This is a genomic window from Hydrocarboniphaga sp. FW305-C-57, from assembly GCF_058783045.1.
The window spans coordinates 225,505-245,702 of the sequence record NZ_JBYSYG010000001.1 but is presented as its reverse complement, the minus strand read 5'-3'; the positions used below and the strand labels follow the sequence as shown (position 1 = coordinate 245,702).

At 67.1% G+C, this 20,198-nt stretch carries 27 protein-coding genes; 18 read left to right on the top strand and 9 right to left on the bottom strand.

What is annotated here, in order from left to right:
* Positions 1-9: 9 nt before the first annotated feature.
* The 6 genes from AC3WUM_RS01175 (at position 10) to AC3WUM_RS01150 (ending at position 4,997) form a co-directional block, all read left to right on the top strand.
* Positions 10-825: a thiazole synthase gene (locus AC3WUM_RS01175; protein ID WP_492408269.1), complete on the top strand. Its 816-nt coding sequence runs from the start codon at positions 10-12 to the stop codon at positions 823-825.
* On the top strand, positions 822-1,517 hold the full coding sequence (gene trmB / locus AC3WUM_RS01170) for a tRNA (guanosine(46)-N7)-methyltransferase TrmB (RefSeq protein WP_492408268.1): 696 nt from the start codon (positions 822-824) through the stop codon (positions 1,515-1,517). The genes AC3WUM_RS01175 and trmB overlap by 4 nt, the downstream gene beginning before the upstream one ends.
* Positions 1,518-1,669: 152 nt before the next feature.
* Complete coding sequence (locus AC3WUM_RS01165) at positions 1,670-2,584, top strand: phosphoribulokinase (RefSeq protein ID WP_492408267.1); 915 nt, start codon at positions 1,670-1,672, stop codon at positions 2,582-2,584.
* Positions 2,585-2,653: 69 nt separating this feature from the next.
* On the top strand, positions 2,654-2,950 hold the full coding sequence (locus AC3WUM_RS01160) for a DUF6763 family protein (RefSeq protein ID WP_492408266.1): 297 nt from the start codon (positions 2,654-2,656) through the stop codon (positions 2,948-2,950).
* Between the two features lie 33 nt (positions 2,951-2,983).
* Complete coding sequence (locus AC3WUM_RS01155; RefSeq protein ID WP_492408265.1) at positions 2,984-3,616, top strand: GNAT family N-acetyltransferase; 633 nt, start codon at positions 2,984-2,986, stop codon at positions 3,614-3,616.
* Between the two features lie 64 nt (positions 3,617-3,680).
* On the top strand, positions 3,681-4,997 hold the full coding sequence (locus AC3WUM_RS01150) for an AmpG family muropeptide MFS transporter (protein WP_492408264.1): 1,317 nt from the start codon (positions 3,681-3,683) through the stop codon (positions 4,995-4,997).
* Between the two features lie 16 nt (positions 4,998-5,013).
* Here the strand turns inward: AC3WUM_RS01150 and AC3WUM_RS01145 are convergent, their stop codons facing one another.
* A complete protein-coding gene (locus AC3WUM_RS01145) occupies positions 5,014-5,793 on the bottom strand; it encodes an exodeoxyribonuclease III (protein ID WP_492408263.1) in 780 nt (259 codons plus the stop codon).
* Positions 5,794-5,884: 91 nt separating this feature from the next.
* On the opposite strand from AC3WUM_RS01145, the gene pyrE reads away from it, so the two are divergent.
* The gene (gene pyrE, locus AC3WUM_RS01140) at positions 5,885-6,529 is read left to right on the top strand and encodes an orotate phosphoribosyltransferase (protein WP_492408262.1); all 645 of its coding nucleotides are present in this window, start codon (positions 5,885-5,887) and stop codon (positions 6,527-6,529) included.
* Between the two features lie 3 nt (positions 6,530-6,532).
* On the opposite strand, the gene AC3WUM_RS01135 is transcribed toward pyrE, so the two are convergent.
* From AC3WUM_RS01135 to coaBC, 5 genes are read right to left on the bottom strand one after another with little or no spacing between them, the layout of a single operon-like run.
* Positions 6,533-6,946, bottom strand: a complete 414-nt coding sequence (locus AC3WUM_RS01135) for a type II toxin-antitoxin system VapC family toxin (protein WP_492408261.1) — start codon at positions 6,944-6,946, stop codon at positions 6,533-6,535.
* The gene (locus tag AC3WUM_RS01130; RefSeq protein ID WP_492408260.1) at positions 6,943-7,185 is read right to left on the bottom strand and encodes a type II toxin-antitoxin system Phd/YefM family antitoxin; all 243 of its coding nucleotides are present in this window, start codon (positions 7,183-7,185) and stop codon (positions 6,943-6,945) included. The genes AC3WUM_RS01135 and AC3WUM_RS01130 overlap by 4 nt, the downstream gene beginning before the upstream one ends.
* A 58-nt stretch (positions 7,186-7,243) precedes the next feature.
* Positions 7,244-8,107 (bottom strand): acetylglutamate kinase, encoded by an 864-nt coding sequence (gene argB / locus AC3WUM_RS01125; protein WP_492408258.1) that lies wholly within the window; start codon positions 8,105-8,107, stop codon positions 7,244-7,246.
* 52 nt (positions 8,108-8,159) lie between these two features.
* Positions 8,160-8,618 carry a dUTP diphosphatase gene (gene dut, locus AC3WUM_RS01120; RefSeq protein WP_492408257.1) on the bottom strand — a complete coding sequence of 153 codons (459 nt, stop codon included), beginning with the start codon at positions 8,616-8,618 and terminating at the stop codon, positions 8,160-8,162.
* 36 nt (positions 8,619-8,654) lie between these two features.
* Positions 8,655-9,869, bottom strand: a complete 1,215-nt coding sequence (coaBC, locus tag AC3WUM_RS01115) for a bifunctional phosphopantothenoylcysteine decarboxylase/phosphopantothenate--cysteine ligase CoaBC (protein WP_492408255.1) — start codon at positions 9,867-9,869, stop codon at positions 8,655-8,657.
* Positions 9,870-9,933: 64 nt separating this feature from the next.
* On the opposite strand from coaBC, the gene radC reads away from it, so the two are divergent.
* From radC to mtnC, 9 genes are all read left to right on the top strand, one after another.
* Complete coding sequence (gene radC, locus AC3WUM_RS01110; protein ID WP_492408254.1) at positions 9,934-10,608, top strand: RadC family protein; 675 nt, start codon at positions 9,934-9,936, stop codon at positions 10,606-10,608.
* A gap of 71 nt (positions 10,609-10,679) precedes the next feature.
* Positions 10,680-11,045 carry a VOC family protein gene (locus AC3WUM_RS01105; protein ID WP_492408253.1) on the top strand — a complete coding sequence of 122 codons (366 nt, stop codon included), beginning with the start codon at positions 10,680-10,682 and terminating at the stop codon, positions 11,043-11,045.
* Positions 11,046-11,075: 30 nt separating this feature from the next.
* The gene (locus tag AC3WUM_RS01100) at positions 11,076-11,774 is read left to right on the top strand and encodes a helix-turn-helix transcriptional regulator (protein WP_492408251.1); all 699 of its coding nucleotides are present in this window, start codon (positions 11,076-11,078) and stop codon (positions 11,772-11,774) included.
* Between the two features lie 124 nt (positions 11,775-11,898).
* Positions 11,899-12,135, top strand: a complete 237-nt coding sequence (gene rpmB, locus AC3WUM_RS01095; protein WP_492408250.1) for a 50S ribosomal protein L28 — start codon at positions 11,899-11,901, stop codon at positions 12,133-12,135.
* A gap of 4 nt (positions 12,136-12,139) precedes the next feature.
* Entirely contained in the window at positions 12,140-12,310 is a 171-nt protein-coding gene (gene rpmG / locus AC3WUM_RS01090; RefSeq protein WP_007185385.1) for a 50S ribosomal protein L33, read from the top strand.
* Between the two features lie 150 nt (positions 12,311-12,460).
* Positions 12,461-13,924, top strand: a complete 1,464-nt coding sequence (gene mgtE / locus AC3WUM_RS01085) for a magnesium transporter (RefSeq protein ID WP_492408248.1) — start codon at positions 12,461-12,463, stop codon at positions 13,922-13,924.
* 156 nt (positions 13,925-14,080) lie between these two features.
* Positions 14,081-14,689, top strand: a complete 609-nt coding sequence (locus AC3WUM_RS01080; RefSeq protein ID WP_492408246.1) for a methylthioribulose 1-phosphate dehydratase — start codon at positions 14,081-14,083, stop codon at positions 14,687-14,689.
* The gene (locus tag AC3WUM_RS01075; RefSeq protein ID WP_492408244.1) at positions 14,686-15,267 is read left to right on the top strand and encodes a 1,2-dihydroxy-3-keto-5-methylthiopentene dioxygenase; all 582 of its coding nucleotides are present in this window, start codon (positions 14,686-14,688) and stop codon (positions 15,265-15,267) included. Before AC3WUM_RS01080 ends, AC3WUM_RS01075 begins: the two co-directional genes overlap by 4 nt.
* Positions 15,268-15,406: 139 nt before the next feature.
* Positions 15,407-16,084, top strand: coding sequence for an acireductone synthase (gene mtnC, locus AC3WUM_RS01070; protein ID WP_492408242.1), 678 nt, complete (start codon positions 15,407-15,409; stop codon positions 16,082-16,084).
* A 14-nt stretch (positions 16,085-16,098) separates the two neighbouring features.
* Here mtnC and AC3WUM_RS01065 read toward each other — a convergent pair whose 3' ends face one another.
* A complete protein-coding gene (locus AC3WUM_RS01065) occupies positions 16,099-16,626 on the bottom strand; it encodes a M15 family metallopeptidase (RefSeq protein ID WP_492408240.1) in 528 nt (175 codons plus the stop codon).
* The gene (cysQ, locus tag AC3WUM_RS01060) at positions 16,623-17,429 is read right to left on the bottom strand and encodes a 3'(2'),5'-bisphosphate nucleotidase CysQ (protein WP_492408239.1); all 807 of its coding nucleotides are present in this window, start codon (positions 17,427-17,429) and stop codon (positions 16,623-16,625) included. The genes AC3WUM_RS01065 and cysQ overlap by 4 nt, the downstream gene beginning before the upstream one ends.
* Before the next feature lie 17 nt (positions 17,430-17,446).
* Here cysQ and yrfG point away from each other — a divergent pair, with 17 nt between their 5' ends.
* Positions 17,447-18,127 carry a GMP/IMP nucleotidase gene (yrfG, locus tag AC3WUM_RS01055; protein WP_492408238.1) on the top strand — a complete coding sequence of 227 codons (681 nt, stop codon included), beginning with the start codon at positions 17,447-17,449 and terminating at the stop codon, positions 18,125-18,127.
* Positions 18,128-18,136: 9 nt separating this feature from the next.
* On the opposite strand, the gene rluD is transcribed toward yrfG, so the two are convergent.
* Positions 18,137-19,162: a 23S rRNA pseudouridine(1911/1915/1917) synthase RluD gene (gene rluD / locus AC3WUM_RS01050; protein ID WP_492408236.1), complete on the bottom strand. Its 1,026-nt coding sequence runs from the start codon at positions 19,160-19,162 to the stop codon at positions 18,137-18,139.
* A gap of 94 nt (positions 19,163-19,256) precedes the next feature.
* Between rluD and AC3WUM_RS01045 the strand changes: the two genes are divergently transcribed.
* On the top strand, positions 19,257-20,189 hold the full coding sequence (locus AC3WUM_RS01045; protein WP_492408234.1) for an outer membrane protein assembly factor BamD: 933 nt from the start codon (positions 19,257-19,259) through the stop codon (positions 20,187-20,189).
* Positions 20,190-20,198: the final 9 nt, after the last annotated feature.

Below are 20,198 nucleotides of genomic sequence, written 5' to 3'. Positions count from 1 at the left end.
AGTCCATCAATGGCTGATTCCGTCTCTCCGACCACGGCGGGCGATCCGCTGATCATCGCCGGCATGAGCTACGCCTCGCGCCTGCTCGTCGGCACCGGCAAGTACAAGGATCTCGAACAGACGCGCCTGGCCAGCGAGGCCAGCGGTGCGCAGATCGTCACGGTGGCCGTGCGTCGCACCAACATCGGCCAGAACCCCAACGAGCCGAACCTGCTCGACGTGCTGCCACCGTCGAGGTACACGCTGCTGCCGAACACGGCCGGCTGCTATACGGCCGAGGACGCGGTGCGCACCTGCCGGCTCGCGCGCGAGCTGCTCGACGGCCACAAGCTCGTGAAGCTCGAAGTGCTCGGCGACGCCAAGACGCTCTACCCGGACGTTCCGGCCACGCTCGAAGCGGCCAGGACCCTGGTCAAGGACGGCTTCGACGTGATGGTCTACACGAGCGACGACCCGATCATCTGCAAGCGGCTCGAAGAGATCGGCTGCGTCGCGGTGATGCCGCTGGCGGCACCGATCGGCTCGGGCCTCGGCATCCAGAATCGCTACAACATCCTGTCGATCGTCGAGAACGCCAAGGTGCCGATCATCGTCGACGCTGGCGTCGGCACCGCGAGCGACGCCGCGATCGCGATGGAGCTCGGCTGCGACGGCGTGCTCATGAACACCGCGATCGCCGAAGCGCGCGACCCGGTTTTGATGGCCAGCGCGATGCGGCACGGCATCATCGCGGGCCGCGAAGCCTTCCGCGCGGGCCGCATGCCGATGCGCCGCTACGCGAGCGCCTCGTCGCCGATCAGCGGCGTCATCGGCGGCGGCGCTTGAGCGCCACGCCGCCCGAATCGCCGCACCGGCGCATCCGCTCGTTCGTGCGCCGCGAAGGGCGCATGACCGACGGCCAGCGCGTCGCGCTCGAATCGCTGTGGCCGGCCTATGGCTTCGATGCGCCGGAGCAGCCGCTGGCGCCGTCCGTGCTGTTCGGTCGCGAGGCGCCGGTGGTGTTCGAGATCGGCTTCGGCAACGGCGATCACCTGCTGTCGCGGGCGGCGGGTGAGCCGCAGCACGATTTCATCGGCGTCGAGGTGCATCGCCCGGGCTGCGGCCGCGTGATGATGCTGGCCGAGAAGCAGGGCTCGACCAATTTGCGCGTGGCCTGCCACGACGCCGTCGAGGTGCTGCGCGACTGGCTGGTTCCGGGTTCGCTGTCCGAGGTCGTCATCTATTTCCCCGATCCCTGGCACAAGAAGCGCCACAACAAGCGCCGCCTCGTGCAGCCCGAATTCCTCGCCCTGATCGTCAAGGCGCTCAAGCCCGGCGGGCTGCTGCGCATGGCGACCGACTGGGCGCCGTACGCCGCGCACATGCTCGAATCGGTGCGCGCCACGCCCGAACTCCTCAATCTGGCGCCCGGCGGCGGGTATGCCGAACGCGCGGAAACGCGGCCCAAGACGCGCTTCGAGGCGCGCGGCGAACGGCTCGGCCACGAGGTCTTCGACCTGCTGCTGCAGAAGCGCTGACGAGCCTGCGGGCTCGGTTAAGACGCGGTGAGGTCGACCACGTCATGCTCGACGTGGTAATTGACTGTTCTGGGAAGGCACTCGAGGGAAAGCCTTAGCGCTACTCCGAGTTTATTCGTCCAACTCCGCCGAATAGTTCTATTTTTCATCACATGTCCGTCAGACATCCGATCGTAGGCGTCACCGGATCGAGCGGTGCCGGCACCAGCACGGCGCTGCGGGCGTTCGAACGCATGTGCCGGCGGCTGAGCCTGAAGCCCGCGATCGTCGAGGGCGACGCCTTCCACGCCTACGACCGCGACGGCAATCGCAAGGCGATTGCGCGGGCGCGCATTCGCGGCGAGCACTTTTCGCTGCTCGGCCCGACCGCGAATCTGCTGTCCCGGCTCGAGACGCTGCTGCGCGATTTCGGCGAACGCGGCACCGGCATCAGCCGGCGCTACCTGCACACCGAGATCGAGGGCGCCGAAGCGGGCCAGGCGGCCGGAACCTTCACGCCCTGGGAGCCGCTACCCGCGAACAGCGACGTGCTGTTCTACGAGGGCCTGCACGGCGGTTATGTGGGCGAGGACGCCAACATCGTCCAGCACATGGACCTGCTCGTTGGCGTGGTGCCGATCATCAACCTCGAGTGGATCCAGAAGCTGCGCCGCGACACCGACGAGCGCGGCAGCGCGCCCGAGGAAGTCACGAGCACCATCCTGCGCCGCATGCCGGACTACGTGAACCACATCGCCCCGCAGTTCTCGCGCACCGACGTGAACTTCCAGCGCGTGCCGCTCGTGGATACGTCCAATCCCTTCGTCGTGCGCGAAATTCCGGGCAACGAGGAAAGCCTCGTGGTGATCCATTTCAACGATCACAGCCGGCTGTCGTCCGACCTCGACCAGTACGAGCAGCAGATCTTCGGCGCCTTCAAGTCCAACGCCAACACGCTCGTGGTGCCGGGCGACCAGATGGAAACCGCGATGGAAGCCATTCTGCTGCCGGCGCTCGAAAAGCTGATCCAGCGGCGCGACGCCGCGTTCGCCTCGCTGCACCCGTCGCAGCCTCCCGAAGCGGCTTGAAGCCGTGCGCCAAGCGGCGTAGAAGTACGGTGTCGCCGACTCGTCGCGGCGACGCACGGGAGGCCGATCATGGCGCAATGGCTACAAGGTCTTTCCGTCGGCGAGTGGTTCGAAGCCGGCGGTAGCTCCTTCGAGATCGTGGGCGTGGACCCCGAGACCGAAATCGTGCTGGTGCAGCATTTCGATGGCTCGCTCGAAGAGATCGAATTCGAAGCCTGGATGGAACTGGCCGCGCAGCCTTGCGCCGCGCCGGAAGACTATTCGGGCGCGCTCGATCTGGATCGCGAGGACTTCGATCTCGATGCGGTGCCTCCCTCTCGCGACGAAGCGCTCCGACGACTCGACGATCACGACCACTACGCTTGACCCGCCGGACGCGGCGGAAAAGGAAAACCGCCGATGGCGCTGTTCGACAGGTATCGCGTGCCGCGGCTGCGGCGCGAGTTCAAGTTCCGGCTCGACGAGGGCACGCCCGTGCAGGTGCGTCCGCTACGCCCGGAAGACGGAGCCCGGCTCAAGGCCGGCTTCGAACAGATGTCGCAGCTCGCGCGCCGGCGCCGCTTTCTCGAAGACGTCTCGCAGCTCACCGACGAGATGATCGACAAGCTCACGAACCTCGACCAGGTGGACCGTGCCGGCTGGGGCTGCATGAACCGCGAGCGCCCGCAGGAGCCCGGCGTCGGGCTCGCGCGCTACCAGCGCATCAACGGCGACCGCAGGAGCGCGGACGCGGCGATCGTCGTGCTGGAGCCCTATCAGGGCCGCGGCGCCGGCATGCTGCTGCACGCCTGCCTGCACCTGACCGCGCACCGCGCCGGCATCCGCCGCTTCTATTACGACGTGACCAGCGACAACGCCCGCTTCATCGCGCAGATCAAGGCGCTCGGCGGGCAGTTCGAAGGCCGCGCCGAGAACGTCGACCGGCTGTCGCTGCCGGTCTACAACCGGCCGTTCCTGGTACCGGACCAGACCAGCGTCGGCCGGCGCTTCGCCGAGATCCTGCTCAAGCTCGGACGCGCGCCGGCCGCCTGAACTCCCTCTCCCGCCGGGAGAGGGATGCGAAGCAAGTGGCGCACAGCTTCCCTACCATGCACGCATGACCACTTCCGCCTCCTGGCGCGACCGGCTGCCGTCGGTCGTGCGTCCCTATGCCGAGCCGGCCGCGCTCGCCGCGCTCGCGCTGGGTGTTTCCTCGGGCTTTCCGTACGCGATGATCGGGGCGACGCTGACCACGCGGCTCGCGCAGGACGGCATCGACAAGCGCAGCGTCACCGCATTTTCGCTCGCGTTCCTGGTCTACAACTTCAAGTTCCTGTGGGCGCCCGCGATCGACCGGCTGCGCCTGCCTGGCTTGTCGCGCTTCGGCCAGCGCGTGTCCTGGCTGTGGCTGGCGAGCCTGCTCGCGATCGCGGCGGTCTGCTTTCTGGGTTCGGTCAGGCCCGAACACGGGCTCGGCGTGGTCGCGCTCGCGGCGGTGCTGATGGGCGTCGCAGGCGCGACCTTCGATATCGTCATCGACGCCTATCGCATCGAGCTGCTCGAGCCGCACCAGCTCGGCGTCGGCTCGGGCATGTCGCAGTACGGCTGGCGCATCGGCTCGGTGCTCGCGGCCGCGCTCGCCTTGCTGGTGTCGGCCAGGCTGGGCTGGAGCGCGGCCTATGCGAGCTGCGCGATCTTCGCGCTGCCCGCGGCGCTCACCGGCCTGCTGATGGGCGAGCCCGTGCGGCGGCAGGTGGTCGCGCCGAGTCGCGGCTGGGGCGAGCTCTACGACGCGGTCGCCGGACCGCTCGTGGAATTCTTCCGCCGTCGCGGCGCGTTCCTGGTGCTGCTGTTCGTGCTGCTGCACAAGATCGGCGACACGCTCGCCAACCTGACGCTGCGCCTGCTGCTCAACGACCTCGGCTTTTCGAACGAGGAGATCGCGACGTATGACGTCGGTTTCGGCTTCTTCGCGTATCTGGCGGGCATCTTCATCGGCGGCATCGTCTACGCGCGCCTGAGCCTGCAGCGCTCGGTCATGCTGAGCCTCGTGCTCATGGCGGTCTCGAACCTGAGCTTCGCGCTGCTCGCGACGGCCGGGCACAGCAATGCGCTGCTGGCCGGGGCGATCTGTTTCGAGAACATCGCCAGCGGCATCGGCGGCGTGGTGGTGGTGGCCTACCTGTCGGCGCTGTGCAACCTCAACTTCACGGCGACGCAGTTCGCGCTGCTGTCGGCGGCCGCTTCGGTGGTCGGGCGCTTCCTCACGGGTTCGACCGCCGGACGGCTCATCGAGGCGATGGGCTACGTGAACTTCTACCTGCTGACGACCGTGGCCGCGTTGCCCGGCATCGTGCTGTACGCCTGGCTCTGGCGCTCGGGACTCGCGGCGCAGTCGATCCCGCAGACGCCGCAAAGCGCCGCCGCCGACTGAGCCCGACGACGTCGGCTCAGACGTCGTAGTCCATGATCAGCGGCGCGTGATCGGAGAAACGCGTGGTCTTGTAGACGCTCGCCGCCCGCAGCTTGTCGCGCAGGCTCGGGCTGACGATCTGGTAATCGATGCGCCACCCCACGTTGTTGGCCCAGGCCTGGCCGCGATTCGACCACCAGGTGTAGGCCTCGCCTTCGGTATCGGGATGCAGCACGCGATAGCCATCGACCCAGCCGACCTGGCCGAACAGCACATCGAGCCAGGCGCGCTCGTGCGGCAGAAAGCCCGAGTTCTTCTGGTTGCTGCGCCAGTTCTTGAGGTCCTTGTTGGTGTGCGCGATGTTCCAGTCGCCGCAAATCACGTAGTCGCGGCCTTCGCCCATGAACTCGCGCATCTTCGGCAGGAAGAATTCGAGGAAGCGGTCCTTCGAAGCCTGCCGCTCGGGCCCGGACGAGCCCGACGGCAGATATAGCGACACCACCGACAGATCGCCGAAGCGCGTCTCGAGATAGCGGCCCTCGTCGTCGAACTCCGGCGCGCCGAGCGTATTGAGCACGGCGTTGGGCTTCTCGCGCGAATAGATCGCGGTGCCGCTGTAGCCCTTGCGCAGCGCGCTGTTGAAATGCGCGTGCCAGCCCTTGGGCGCGAAGGTGTCGAGGCCCGCGAGATCGTCGGGCTGGGCCTTGGTTTCCTGCAGGCAGAGCACGTCGGCGTTCTGCTGTTCGAGCCAGTCGAACAGGCCTTTCTTGGCGGCGGAGCGGATGCCGTTGCAGTTGAGCGAGATGATGCGTTTCATCAAGCGAGTTTGCCGCAAAACCGTTCGGGCCTGCGAAGGGCGCTCAAGGACTGAGCGATAATGTTTCGTCCGAAGAAACTTTAGTCAGCCCATGCTCGCTCACCAGACCGCCTTCCTCGAACTCGCCCTCGAACATGAGGTGCTCAAGTTCGGCTCATTCACGCTCAAGTCCGGCCGCGTGAGCCCGTACTTCTTCAACCTCGGCAAAATCGCGGGCGGCGCCGGACTGCGCCGGCTCGCGCACGCCTACGCCGATGCGCTGCTCGGTTCGGGCCTGGAATTCGACCTGCTGTTCGGACCGGCCTACAAGGGCATTCCGCTGGTCGCGGCGATCGCCTGCGCGCTCGCCGAACGTGGCCGCGACGTTCCGTTCGCCTACAACCGCAAGGAAGCCAAGGATCACGGCGAAGGCGGCGTGCTGGTCGGCGCCGACGTGAAGGGCAAACGCGTGGTGATCGTCGACGACGTGCTCACGGCCGGCACCGCGCTGCGCCAGTCGTTCGCGCTGCTGAAGGATTCCGGCGCCACGCCGGTCGCCGCGATGACCGCACTCGACCGCCAGGAAGTCGGCCCCAACGGCCGCTCGGCCGTGCAGGAACTGACCGAATCGGGCCTGCCCGTGAAGCCACTCGTCACCGTGCGCGACTTGCTCGCCTATCTGACGAGCAACGGCGGCGACGCGAGCACGATCGAGGCGATCCGCGCTTATCAGGCGCAGTACGGCGTGAAGGACTGAACTTCAGACGGCGATGACGCCATGCCCGTAGCGGGCGACCGTGGCGTCGCTCGTGAGCAGGTGCAGAGGCTCGAAGCGGGCCTGGGCGATCAGCAGGCGATCGAACGGATCGCCATGCAGCAGCTCCAGCTGGTCGACCGCCGCCGCATGTTCGGGGCGCACGTCCAGAAAGCGGAAATCCGCGTCGAGCAGCGCACGCAAGGCCTCGGTGCCCGAGAACGGGATGTCGCCCGCTCCGCCGGTGCGGCCGAGCTTTTGCTGGATCGCGAACTTCACCGCGATCTCCCAGATGCTGACCGCGCTGACGAAGACCTGGTCGGCCTCCGAGAGCAGTTGCCTCGCCCTAGGGCTCAACCGCGAATCACCGGTCAGCACCCAGACCGCGATGTGGGTATCGACGAGGAGCCGGCCGCTCACTCCTCGACACCGAAGAGCCTGGCGACCTCGCCATTGAGGGCATCGAAATCGTCCGGCGCCTGGTATTTACCCGCGAGTGTGCCGAACTTGATGCGCTGCGGCTTTTCGATCGCCACGAGGCGGGCGACCGGCTTGCCGTTGCGGGCGATCACGATCTCGGACTGTTCCCCGCTCTCGATCGCCGCGACGAGACGCGACAGCGAGGTCTTGGCTTCGAGGATGTTGATGGCGTCGCCCATGACGGCCTCCCGCGTTAAGGTCTGGCCAGACTAGACCAGGCTCGCCGGGCGATCAAGCTCAAGCCTTGATCAGCGTGCCGATGCCCTCGTCGGTGAACAGCTCGAGCAGCACCGAGTGGTCGAGGCGGCCGTCGATGATGACCGCGGTCTTCACGCCGCTGGCGACCGCGTCGAGCGCGCACTGGATCTTCGGCAGCATGCCGCCGTAGATGGTGCCGTCGGCGATCAGGCCTTCGACCTGCGGAACGGTCAGGCCGGTCAGCACCTTGCCGGCCTTGTCCATCAGGCCCGGCGCATTGGTCAGCAGCATGAGCTTCTCGGCCTGCAGCACCGAGGCCATCTTGCCGGCGACGAGGTCGGCGTTGATGTTGAAGGCCTCACCCTTGGCGCCGACGCCGACCGGCGCGATGACCGGAATGAAGCCGCCGGCTTCGAGGTGCTTGACCACGCGCGGATCGATCGCCTCGACCTCGCCGACCTGGCCGATGTCCTGGCCCTTGATCGTGAGCCGGCGCGCGCGGATCAGGCCGCCGTCCTTGCCGGTCAGGCCCACGGCCTGGCCGCCCTGCTGCTGGATCGCCGAGACGATGGCCTTGTTGACGAGGCCGCCGAGCATCATCTCGACCACGTCCATGGTCTCGTCGTCGGTGACGCGCATGCCCTCGATGAACTTCGATTCCTTGCCGAGCTTCTCGAGGTGCGAGCCGATCTGCGGGCCGCCGCCGTGCACGACCACCGGGTGCATGCCGACGCGCTTCATGAGCACGATGTCGCGCGCGAAGCTCGCGATCATGTCGTCGTCCTTCATCGCGTTGCCGCCGTATTTCACGACGAAGGTCTTGCCCGAGAAGCGGCGGATGTAGGGCAGCGCTTCGGTCAGGACGCGGGCGGTGGTCTGGGCGCTGGAGAGGTCGATGGGCATGCGGCTTTTTCGTGACTAAATATCGAACTGCTTACTTTTGTAAAACAGAAAATCAATGCCGGCCGGTATGACCGAAGCCGCCGGCCCCGCGCTCGCTGGCGATGAAATCGCTCACGAGCTCGAAGTCCGCACGCACCACCGGCACCAGCACGAGCTGGGCGATGCGCTCGCCCGGGGCGATCTCGAATGCAGTCTGGCCGCGATTCCAGCAGCTCACCATGAGCTCGCCCTGGTAGTCGGAATCGATCAGCCCGACGAGGTTGCCGAGCACGATGCCGTGCTTATGGCCGAGCCCCGAGCGCGGCAGGATCACCGCCGCCAGGCCCGGATCGCCGATGTAGATCGCCATGCCGGTCTTGATCAGCGTGGTCTCGCCCGGAGCCAGCGTCAGCGGCTCGTCGAGCATCGCGCGCAGATCGAGACCGGCCGAGCCTTCGGTGGCGTACGAGGGAATCGGGTAATCGCGGCCCAGGCGCGCGTCGAGCAGCTTGAGCTGAATCTTCTGTGACATTTGATCTTCTTTTGAAGCGTTATTGAATTTATTAGCTCATGCACGCGACAGGCGCGCGGCGATCAGGCCCGCGAGCTCGCGCGCGACCTCGGCCTTCGACGCCGAAGCGATCGTGTGCGCGCTGCCGTCCTTGCCGAACACCGTCAGACTGTTGTCTTCCTGATCGAAAGCCTTGCCCTCGCCGACCCAGTTCGCGGCGATCAGGTCGAGCCCCTTGCGCGCGAGCTTGCCGCGCGCATGCTCCTCGAGCTTTTCGGTCTCGGCCGCGAAGCCGACCAGGAACAGCTGCGGAAACGCGGCGCGCACGCGCGCGAGCACGTCTTCGGTGCGGGCGAGCGCGAGGCTCAGCTCGGCATCGTTCTTCTTGATCTTCTGCCCGGCGATCTGCGCGGCCTTGTAGTCAGCCACCGCCGCGGCGGCGACGAACACCTCGGCCTGCGCCGCCGCGGCGAGCGAGGCTTCGAGCATCTGCTGCGCGGTTTCGATGTCGACGCGCCGCACGCCGGCCGGCGCAGCCAGATTCGTCGGCCCGGAGATCAGCGTCACGCTCGCGCCAAGGTCGCGCAGAGCGGCGGCGACCGCATAGCCCTGCTTGCCCGAGCTGCGATTGGTCAAAAAGCGCACCGGATCGAGTGGTTCGCGCGTCGGCCCGGCGGTGACCACGGCGCGCACGCCGGACAGCGGGCCGGACGACAGCAGGCGGGCGACATCGGCGCGCAGCTCGAGCGGCTCGCGCATGCGGCCCTCGCCGGTTTCGCCGCAGGCCTGGAAGCCCGCGCCCGGGCCGAGAATCGCGACGCCGCGACGCTGCAGCGTCAGCACGTTGTCCTGCGTCGCCGGGTTGGCCCACATGAGCCGGTTCATCGCCGGTGCAACCGCGATCGGCTTGTCGGTCGCCAGGCACAGGGTCGACAGCAGATCGTCAGCCGCACCGACCGCGAGCTTGGAAATGAAATTGGCGGTCGCCGGCGCGACCAGGATCAGGTCGGGCCAGCGCGCGAGCTCGATGTGCCCCATCGCCGCCTCGGCCGCCTCGTCCCAGAGCGAGCTGCGCACCGCCTTGCCCGACAGCGCCTGGAACGTCGTCGCGCCGACGAAATGCTGCGCCGAGGCCGTCATCACCACCTGCACCTCGGCGCCGACTTCCATGAGCCGGCGCGTCAGGTCGGCCGCCTTGTAGGCGGCGATACCGCCCGTGACGCCGAGCAGGATGCGGCGACCGTGCAAAGCAGGAGCGAGGTTCTGTGACATGGCGCGGATTCTACTGTTACGCGCGCCGATAAATTCAGCGCTCCGTTCCCGACAGAGCCCCGACATGAGTATTCGCGACTGGCCCGCCAGCGACCGACCCCGCGAAAAGCTGCTGATGCGCGGCGCCGCCGTCCTCACCGACGCCGAGTTGCTCGCCATCTTCCTGCGCACCGGCCTGCCCGGGCGCAGCGCGGTCGATCTGGCGCGCGAACTGCTGACACGCTTCGGCAGCCTGCGCGGCCTGCTCGCGGCCTCGCAGCGCGAGTTCTGCGCCGCCGACGGGCTCGGCCAGGCCAAGTACGCGCAATTGCAGGCGGTGCTCGAAATGGGCCGCCGCCATCTCGACGAAGATCTGCGCGAGCGCGATTCGCTGAGCGACCCGCCCACCGTGCGTCGCTACCTGCAGGCCCGGCTGCGCGGGCTCGATCACGAGGTGTTCGCGGCGTTGTTCCTCGACAGCCAGCACCGGCTGATCGCCTACGAGGCGATCACGCACGGCACCATCGACGGTGCTTCGATCTACCCGCGTGAAGTCGTCAAGGCGGCGCTGAGGCTCGGTGCCGCGGCGATCATCTTCGCCCACAACCATCCGAGCGGCGTCGCCGAGCCGTCCGCCGCCGATCGCATCCTGACCGACCGCCTGCGCGAGGCGCTCCAGCTCGTCGACGTGCGCGTGCTCGATCATTTCGTCGTCGGCGAAGGCCGGCCGGTGTCGTTCGCCGAACGTGGCTGGCTCTAGCTGCTGACAACAGGCTGTCAGCAGCTCCCGCGCAGACTGGCGCTCCCTTCATCGAAACAAGGAGCAACCCCATGTTGATCGGCCTGCGCACCGCCATTTACCCGACTCCCGACATCGCCGCCGGCAAGGCCTGGTACGCAAAAGTGCTCGGGGTTCAGCCCTATTACGACCAGCCCTACTACGTCGGCTTCGAAGTCGGCGGCTTCGAGCTCGGGCTGATTTCCGAGCGCAAGCCCGGCGTCGATGGCAGCGAGGTCTACTGGGGCGTCGAGAACGCCGACGCCGAATACGAACGCCTGCTCTCGCTCGGCGCCCAGCCGTTCGACGCCGTGCGCGACGTCGGTGACGGCGTGCGCGTGGGCTCGGTGCTCGATCCGTTCGGCAACCGGCTCAGCGTGATCGAGAACCCGGCCTTCGATCTCGGCAAGGTGCGCTGAAAACGGCGCCACGGCCCGTATGCTGAGCGCATGCGCCGCGCCGACCGCCTGTTCCGCATCGTCCAGTACCTGCGAGGCCGCCGGCTCACGACGGCGGCCCAGCTCGCGGACTGGCTGCAGGTTTCGCCGCGCACGGTCTATCGCGACGTACGCGACCTGTCGGCCTCGGGCGTGCCGATCGAGGGCGAGGCCGGTGTCGGCTACCGGCTGCGTCCGGGCTTCGACTTGCCGCCGCTGATGTTCGAGCGGCGCGAGATCGAGGCGCTCGCGGCCGGAGCGCGCATCGTCGAAGTCTGGGCAGGGCCCGAACTCGCGGGCGCGGCCCGTTCGGCGCTCGCCAAGATCGCCGCCGCCCTGCCCGAAGCCGGACGCGTCGATCTCGAACGCACGCGCCTGTTTGCGCCCAATTTCCCCGCACCGGGCTTCGGTCGCGAGGTGCGCGGAGCGCTGTTCGACCGGCTGCACGGCGCCATCGCACGACGCGAGGTCATGCGCCTGCGCTATCGCGACGAACATGGCGCGGCCAGCGAACGCGCGATCTGGCCGCTGGGCTTGTTCTTCTGGGGCGCGGCCTGGACACTCGCGACCTGGTGCGAGCTGCGCGAGCAGTTCCGCCAGTTCCGGCTCGACCGCATCGATTCGCTCGAGGCCCTGGGCCGCGATTTCCCGGACCAGGCCGGACGCCGGCTCGAAGACTTCCTGCGCTGGGTGCGCAGCGACTCCGGCTGAAAGCCCGGGCGCGAGCCGCTCGAAAGTGGTTGCCGAGGACAAACTTCGCTGGTATCTTGCGCGCCCTTTCGGGCTTCTTGGGCCCGGAATCGTCCTTTACCAGATTCATCCCAGGGGTTGCGTCATGTCCAAAGTCTGTCAGGTCACCGGCAAGAAGCCGATGGTCGGCAACACGGTTTCCCACGCTAACAACAAGCGTCGTCGCCGTTTCGAGCCGAATCTGCACACTCACCGCTTCTGGGTCGAGGCCGAAAAGCAATTCGTCTCGCTGCGCGTGTCCAACCACGGCCTGCGCATCATCGACAAGAAGGGCATCGACGTGGTGCTCGCCGAAATCCGCAAGTCCGGCGTGAAGGTCTAAGGCCATGGCAAAGAAGAAAGAACGCGAAAAGATCAAGCTGGTGTCGACCGCCGACACGGGCTTCTTCTACACCACCACGAAGAACAAGAAGAACACGCCGGACAAGTTCGAGTTCAAGAAGTACGACCCGATCGTCCGCAAGCACGTGGTCTTCAAGGAAGCCAAGATCAAGTGAGCGAAACCCACGCTCCATAAGCTGGAGCGAAGTTTTGTTCGATGCGAGGCGCCACCTTTTGCGGTGGCGTTTTCGCTTCTGGTGACTTGAAGCCCGCCTCGCGCGGGCTTCGTCATTTGTTGTTCCGCCTCGCTGCGTAGGATCACGCCCATGATCGAGCCAGCCGACACCAGCGCACAGCGGCCGCACTACCGGCATCTGGAGCAGGCGCGTGCGCAGGTGATCGAGCTGCTGTCGCGGCAGGCCGTCGAGCGCGAGCTGTTGCAGCGCCAGGGCACGGACACCACGCGGCGCCAGGACGTGGTCTCGCAGCTCGTCGAGCGCCAGCATCAGGCCGCGCTCGAAGCGCGTCTCGCGAGCTTCCATCCGGCCGACATCGCCTTCGTGCTCGAGTCGCTGGAGCCCGATGCGCGCGATCTGGCCTGGTCGCTGGTGCGTGCGGACCGTCGCGGTGCGGTGCTGCTCGAAACCTCGGACAACGTGCGCCGGGCGCTGGTCGCCAACATGGCGCCCGAGGACATCGCGGCCGTCGTCGCCCCGCTCGATTCCGACGACATCGCCGACCTCGTCAGCAGCCTGCCCGAGGACGTCGGCCAGCAGGTCGTCGCCAGGCTCGACAATGCCGACCAGGCCGAAGTGCGGTCGATGCTGTCCTTCCCCGAAGGATCGGTCGGCGCGCTGATGGACATGGAGTTCATCTCGGTCCGCGAGGACGCCTCGCTCGAAGCCGTGCAGCGCCTGCTGCGCCGGCTCAAGACGCTGCCGCCGCACACGAGCGAGATCTTCGTCGTCGATCGCAGCAACCGCCTGCAGGGCCTGCTGTCGCTGTCGCGGCTCGTGCTCGGCGACCCCGAGGCGCCGGTGTCGGCCGAGATGACGCGCGATGTGGTGTTCTTCTTCACCGACGATCGCATGCGCGACGCGGTCGATGCCTTCGAGCGCTACGACCTCGTCTCCGCGCCGGTCGTGAACCTGCACGATCAGGTCGTCGGCCGGCTTACGGTCGACGACGTCGTCGACGAAATGCGCGAACGCGCGAACAGCGAAGGCCTGCGCCAGGTCGGCCTCTCCGATGAGCAGGATCTGTTTGCGCCGGTGCTCAAGAGCGCCCGCGCGCGCTGGCCCTGGCTCGGCATCAACCTGGTCACGGCGTTCATGGCCTCGCGCGTGATCGGCGCGTTCGAGCCGATCATCGAAGTGCTCGTCGCGCTCGCCGCGCTGATGCCGATCGTCGCGAGCATCGGCGGCAACTCGGGCAACCAGAGCGCCGCGCTGGTGATCCGCGGGCTCGCGCTGAACCAGCTCGGCTCGCACCAGCTCTGGCGCATGCTCGAAAAGGAGCTGCGCATCGCCGCGTTCAACGGCCTGCTGTGCGGCCTGATCCTCGGCATCACGACGATCGTGCTGTATCACGACCTCGCGCTGGCCGCGGTCATCACCGTCGCGCTCGTGCTGAACCTGCTGACCGCGAGCCTGATCGGGGTCTGCGCGCCGGTGCTGCTGCATCGCTTCGGCCGCGATCCGGTCATGGGCTCGAGCATCATCCTGACCGCGACCACCGACAGCATGGGCTTCTTCTATTTCCTCGGCCTGGCCGCACTGTTCCTGGTCTGAGTACATCACCCGATCTTCTTGCGGTTTACGCGACAAATTCACGTTCGCCGCGCACAATTCGCCGCTAGCCCGCCAGGCCGCTGTCGCCCCCGAACGCGATTGCGGCTGTCACAAACCATCCCGTACAGTGCGCCCCCTTTTTTCGAGCCCCCGACCGTGAGCCTGGAGATTTCGCGCCCCGCCCGCGACATGATCGCCGCGGGCCAGCTGTTCCATCAGCGGGGCTGGGTGCCGGCGACCGGCGGAAACTTTTCGGCCCGCCTGTCGTCAGACCGCATGCTGATCACGGCGTCCGGCTGGCACAAGGGCGAGCTCGACGACAGCGCCTTCCTGGTCGCCGATCTCGACGGCGTTCCGGAAGACCGCAGCCGCAAGGCCTCGTACGAGACCCTGCTGCATTGCCAGGTCTATCGCTTCGACGAGAGCGTGGGTTCGGTGCTGCATACGCATTCGGTCGCCAACACGCTGCTGTCGCGGCGCTACGAGTCGATCCGCCTGGCTGGCTACGAGCTGCTCAAGCTGCTGCCGGGCATCACGACTCATGACGCTGCGGTGGAAATTCCGGTTTTCGAGAACGATCAGGACATTCAGCGGCTGGCCTCGCGCGTGAATGACCATATGAAGAAGGTAGCCGTGCCCGCATATCTGATCGCCGGGCATGGTTTGTACGCTTGGGGCAGCACGGTGACGCAAGCACGCCACCGCGTGGAAGCCCTCGAGTTCATGTTCGAGTGCGAGTTGAGGGAATTGGAGAACAAACGATGAGCGAGCTGCGCATTTATTCCGACGGCGATCCCAACAAGGCGCTGTCCGTCCACAAGAGCTTCGAAGACATTCGCGACCAGCTCGCGAAGATCGACGTTTCGTTCGAGCGCTGGGAAGCCTCGGCCGAGCTCGACCGCGAAGCGACCCAGGACGAGATCATTGCCGCCTACCGCGAGCCGATCGACCGCCTCATGAAGGCCTACGGCTTCAAGAGCGTCGACGTGATCAGCCTGTATTCCGATCATCCGCAGCGCGCCGCGATGCGCGACAAGTTCCTGCACGAGCACACCCACGACGACTTCGAAGTGCGCTTCTTCGTCGAGGGCGAAGGCCTGTTCAACCTGCGCGCGGGCGGCAAGGTCTACGCGATCCGCTGCAAGCAGGGCGACCTGCTCAACGTGCCGGCCGGCATCACGCACTGGTTCGACCTCGGCCCGGAGCCGCAGCTCAAGGCGATCCGCCTGTTCACCACGCCCGAGGGCTGGGTGGCGACCTTCACGGGCGACAAGATCGCCGATCGCTTCCCGCGCCTCGAAGCGCCGCACTATCCGGATCTGGCGAAGACACTGGCGGCTTGATGGTCATCAAAGCGATCCTGACCGATATCGAGGGGCGAGCCGGAAAAAAGACAAGGTCCGGTGGACCTTGTCTCCGGCGAGCGCCCGGCCATGGATGGCCGGGCCGGAACACTGCGCCCTGGATGGCTTCGGAGTCACCATGCTGAAGGCCATCGTGACCGACATCGAAGGGACTACCTCCTCGATCGAGTTCGTCCACCAGACGCTGTTCCCGTACGCCAAGGCGCACTTGCGGCGCTTCCTGCGCGAGCATGCGGGCGAAGCGCAGATCCAGTCGCTCATCGACGACGTCGAGGCCGTGGTCGGCTGGGATCTGTCGATCGACGAGGCGGCCGATACGCTCGAACAGTGGATAGCCGAGGATCGCAAGGTCACGCCGCTGAAGACCTTGCAGGGCCTGATCTGGAAGACCGGCTACGAGGCCGGTGAGCTCAAAGGCCACGTCTACGCCGACACGCCCGAGTTCCTGCGCCGCTGGCATGCGCAGGGGCTCGCGCTATACGTCTATTCGTCGGGTTCGGTGGAGGCGCAGAAGCTCATCTTCGGCCACACCGAATACGGCGATCTGACGCCGCTGTTCTCGGGCTATTTCGATACCCGCGTCGGCGGCAAGCGCGAAGCAGCCTCGTATAAAAAGATCCTCAAGCAGATCGGGCTCGCGGGCAGCGAGATGCTGTTTCTGTCCGACGTCGGCGAAGAGCTCGACGCCGCCCGCGAAGCCGGCCTGCAGACCGTCCAGCTGTTGCGGGACGACAGCGCCAAGCCGTTCGAAGCGCACCCGCAGGCACGCGATTTTTCGCAGGTGTCGCTGAGCTAAAAGTGCCGCTGTGCCTAGCCGCGCGGCCGAGGCTGGCAGCACCAATGCCAGGGCTCGTAGAGATAGCCCTGCGCATTGTTCCGCGGATAACTCATCACGAATCCGAAGCGCTCCGCGTTGGCCGTGAGCCAGGCGAACGCGGGCGTGTTCTCGAAGGCCTCGTCGAGCGCTCCGACCTCCGCGCTGCCGATGTCGACCGCTAGACCGGTGTGGTGCTCGCTGTAACCAGGCGGCGCATTCACGCGCAGGATGTCCTCGATCGTCATGCCGCGGGCGAGCTTGGCCCGGATCAACTGCATCTGATAATCGACGCTGCGAAACGCGGAGATCAGCAGCAGCTCGATGCCCTCGCCCGCCGCGGCCTCGCGCATCGAATGCCAGGCGCGCGCCGCGAACGGACGCAGCAGCTTGTCGCGACCGTCGGTGCCGAGCCCGACCGGCGTCAGCGTGCGCGCCTGCGCGTAGCGTTTGAGCCCGCGGCGACGCAGCGCGGCCGGCGTCACGCCGAGTTCGCGCAGCAGCTCGGCGACGCTGGCACTCAAGGGCCGATGCTCGTGAGCACCGCGTCCCAGTCGGCCGACGGATCGCCGATCACGGCGAACAGCGGATTGATCAGCGAGGCCTTCTCGTTGTAGCCCAGGCGCGTGCGCTCGGGCAGGCGCAGCACCTGCGCGCCAGCCTGCTCGGCGACGCACTGGCCGGCGCCCGAATCCCACTCCGAAATCGGCCCGGTGCGCGGATACAGATCGGCGAGTCCTTCGGCGATCAGGCAGAACTTGAGCGAAGAGCCGCGGCTCACGGCCTCGTGCTTCGGCGCGCTCGCGAGAAAGCGGGCGAGCGCCGGATTCCGGTGCGACTGGCTCACGACGAAGACCGGCAGCTCGGGCTTGCGCCGGGTCGAAAGCCGGCGCCGCTCGCCGTTCTCGATGCGCCAGCAGCCCGCCCCCTCGGCCGCGATCCAGCTGATGCCGAGCGCCGGCGCGACCACCACGCCGAGCTGCGGATAGCCGTCGACGATCAGCGCGATGTTGACGGTGAAATCCCGATTGCGGCGGATGAACTCGCGCGTGCCGTCGAGCGGATCGACGAGCCAGTAGCGCGTCCAGCTGCGGCGCGTGGAATACGGAATGTCCGCATCTTCTTCCGACAGCAGCGGAATGGCCGGCGCGAGCCTGGCGAGCTCGTCGGCGATGTGCCGGTGCGCCGCGAGATCGGCCTGCGTGAGCGGCGAATCGTCGCCCTTGTGGGTGACGGTGAAATCGCCCGTGCGCCAGATCTCCATGATGCGTTCGCCGGCTTGCGTGGCGATGCGCAGCGCGGGCTCGAGCAGGTCGGCGGGGGTCATGCGCTTATCATAGGCCCATGAAGAAAGCGCAACCCGACTGGAGCCGCATCGACCACGTGCTGCTCGACATGGACGGCACGATTCTCGACCTGGCCTTCGACAACTATTTCTGGATGGACCTCGTGCCGCAGCGCTATGCGCAGGCGCGCGGGCTCACACTGGAGGCGGCGCACGAAGAACTGCTGCCGAAGTTCCGCGCGATCGAGCACACGCTGCCCTGGTACAGCACCGATTACTGGAGCGAAGTCACGGGCCTCAACCTCAAGCAGCTCAAGCACGAGATTCGCGAGCGCGTCGCCTTCATCGGCAACAGCCTGGCGTTTCTCGAAGCGGTCAAAGCCTCGGGCCGGCAGCTCTGGCTCGTCACCAACGCGCATCCGGACGCCTGGCAGATCAAGCTCGATCAGGTGGGGTTACGCCCGATGTTCGACGTGATCGCCTCCTCGCATCAGTTCGGCGCGCCCAAGGAACACCCCGCGTTCTGGGAAGCGCTGCAGGCCCGGCACGCGTTCCCGCGGCAAAGCTCGCTGTTCGCCGACGACAGCCTGCCGGTGCTGCGCGCGGCCAGGGCCTATGGCGTCGGCCAGATCGTCGCGATGCGGCGGCCCGACTCGACGCGGCCACCGCGGCAGCTCACCGAAGCCGAAGGCCGCGAGTTCGCCTGGAGCGACGGCCTCGGCGATCTGCTGCCGCTGTAGCCCGCCGGCCTAGCCCGCGTTGTTGCGCCGTTCTTCGCGGCGCAGCAGCTCGAGCATGGACTGGAAATCTTCCGGCGGCTCGGCCGAAAAGTGCATGAGCTCGCCGCTGATCGGATGCTCGAGATGCAATTCGCGCGCATGCAGCGCCTGACGCGGAAACGCGAGCAGGGCCGAACGCAGCTTCTCGCTCATGCCGACGCCGCGCGCGATGCGTCCGCCGTAGAGCGAATCGCCGACGATCGGCCATTTCAGATGCGCCAGATGCACGCGAATCTGGTGCGTGCGCCCGGTTTCGAGCTTCACGCGCAGCAGCGTGTGATGCTTGAATCGCTCCTGCACGCGGTAATGCGTCACCGCGCGGCGGCCCGCCGTGGTCACCGCCATCTTCAGGCGATCGCGCGGATGCCGGCCGATATGGGCGTCGATGGTGCTGCCGGCGACGATCGCGCCGGTCACCAGCGCATCGTATTCGCGGCCGATGTCGCGATCGGCCAGCGCCTCCACGAGCCGCGTATGCGCGATCGGCGTCAGCGCCACCACGAGCAGGCCCGAGGTGTCCTTGTCGAGCCGGTGCACGATGCCCGCGCGCGGCACGTTGAGGGTCTGGGGGAAGTGATGCAGTAGCGCGTTCTGCAGCGTACCGTTGCGCTGGCCGGCGCCCGGATGCACGGTGAGCCCGGCCGGCTTGCGGATGATCGCGATCGCATCGTCGGCATAGGCCACGTCGATCGGCAGATCCTGCGGCGTCACGTCGTAGTTGGCTTCGGGCGCATCGGCCAGCAGCTCGAGCCTGTCGCCGGTGCGGGCGAGATCGCGCAGGCGCTTCACGGGCGCGCCGTTGACGAGCAGGCTGCCCTCCTCCATCCACTGCTGGATGCGCGAGCGGGAATGGCCTTCGAACAGCCGGGCGGCGGCCGCGTCGAGGCGCAGGCCGTCGAGCTCGGGCGTCACCTCGGCGGTCGGGCGCCCGCTGTCCTGCGGAACTGAACCGCCGTTTTCGAGGTCATCCAAGTCATCCGGTGCCTCAGTGCTCATGGGCTATACTCCGCCACTGCTGTCTCCAAGACCGCGTAGCGGCCGCTCACTCGTCTGTGCTCGCAGCACGATTGCCTTCCTCGTCATCCCGAGAATGAAGAACTACCCGCGTTTCCTGGCGGCGGCCCTCGTGGTCGCTCTCGCATTGGGCGTCACGGCCTGCAGCAACGAGAAGAAGAAGGGACCGGCCTTCGACACGAGCGAGAAGAGCGAGGCTCAACTCAAGGCCGAAGCGGCCGCATTGTACAGACTGGCCCGCAAGGACCTGGACTCGAGCCAGTGGCAGTCCGCCATCGGCTACTACGAGGACTTGTCCAAGCGCTATCCGTTCACCGAGATCGCCACCCAGGGCGAGATCGAGCGCATCTACGCGCTGTACCGCAATTCCGATAGCGACCGCGCGCTGTCGGCGGCCGACAAGTTCATGCGCGAGCACCCGCGCAACGGTCACATCGACTACGTGCTGTACCTCAAGGGCCTGACCGAGTTCTATCGCGATCCCTCGTTCAGCAGCATGCTCGGCGTGCAGAGCTACCTCGGCGACGTCTCGGCCGACCGCCGCGCCTTCGACAACTTCTCGATGCTGATCCAGCGCTTCCCGGACAGCCGCTACCGCAGCGATGCGCGCGAGCGCATGGTCTACCTGCGCAACAAGATCGCCCTGCACGAAGTCGGCGTGGTGCGCTTCTACGTCAAGCGCGGGGCCTACATCGCCGCGGCCAAGCGCGCCGAGCAGGTGATCGCGCAGTATCCGGGTGCCCCGGCGACTTTCGAGGCGCTCGAACTCATGGAAACGGCGTATCGCCGCGCCGGCCTCAACGATCAGGCCGACGACGCCGCCCGCCTGCTAGCCGGCCAGCCCAATCCGGGCGCCGCCGTGCTCGACCTCGGCGGCACCGAGAAGGCGCCGTGGTGGAAGCGCATGCTCGGCGGCGGCAGCAATTCGGACGTGCCCGATTCGACCGAGGCGCCGACCACGGAAGAAACCGCGCCGCCCCCCACCGAACCCGCCGCTCCGCAGCCCTGAGCGCGGCCG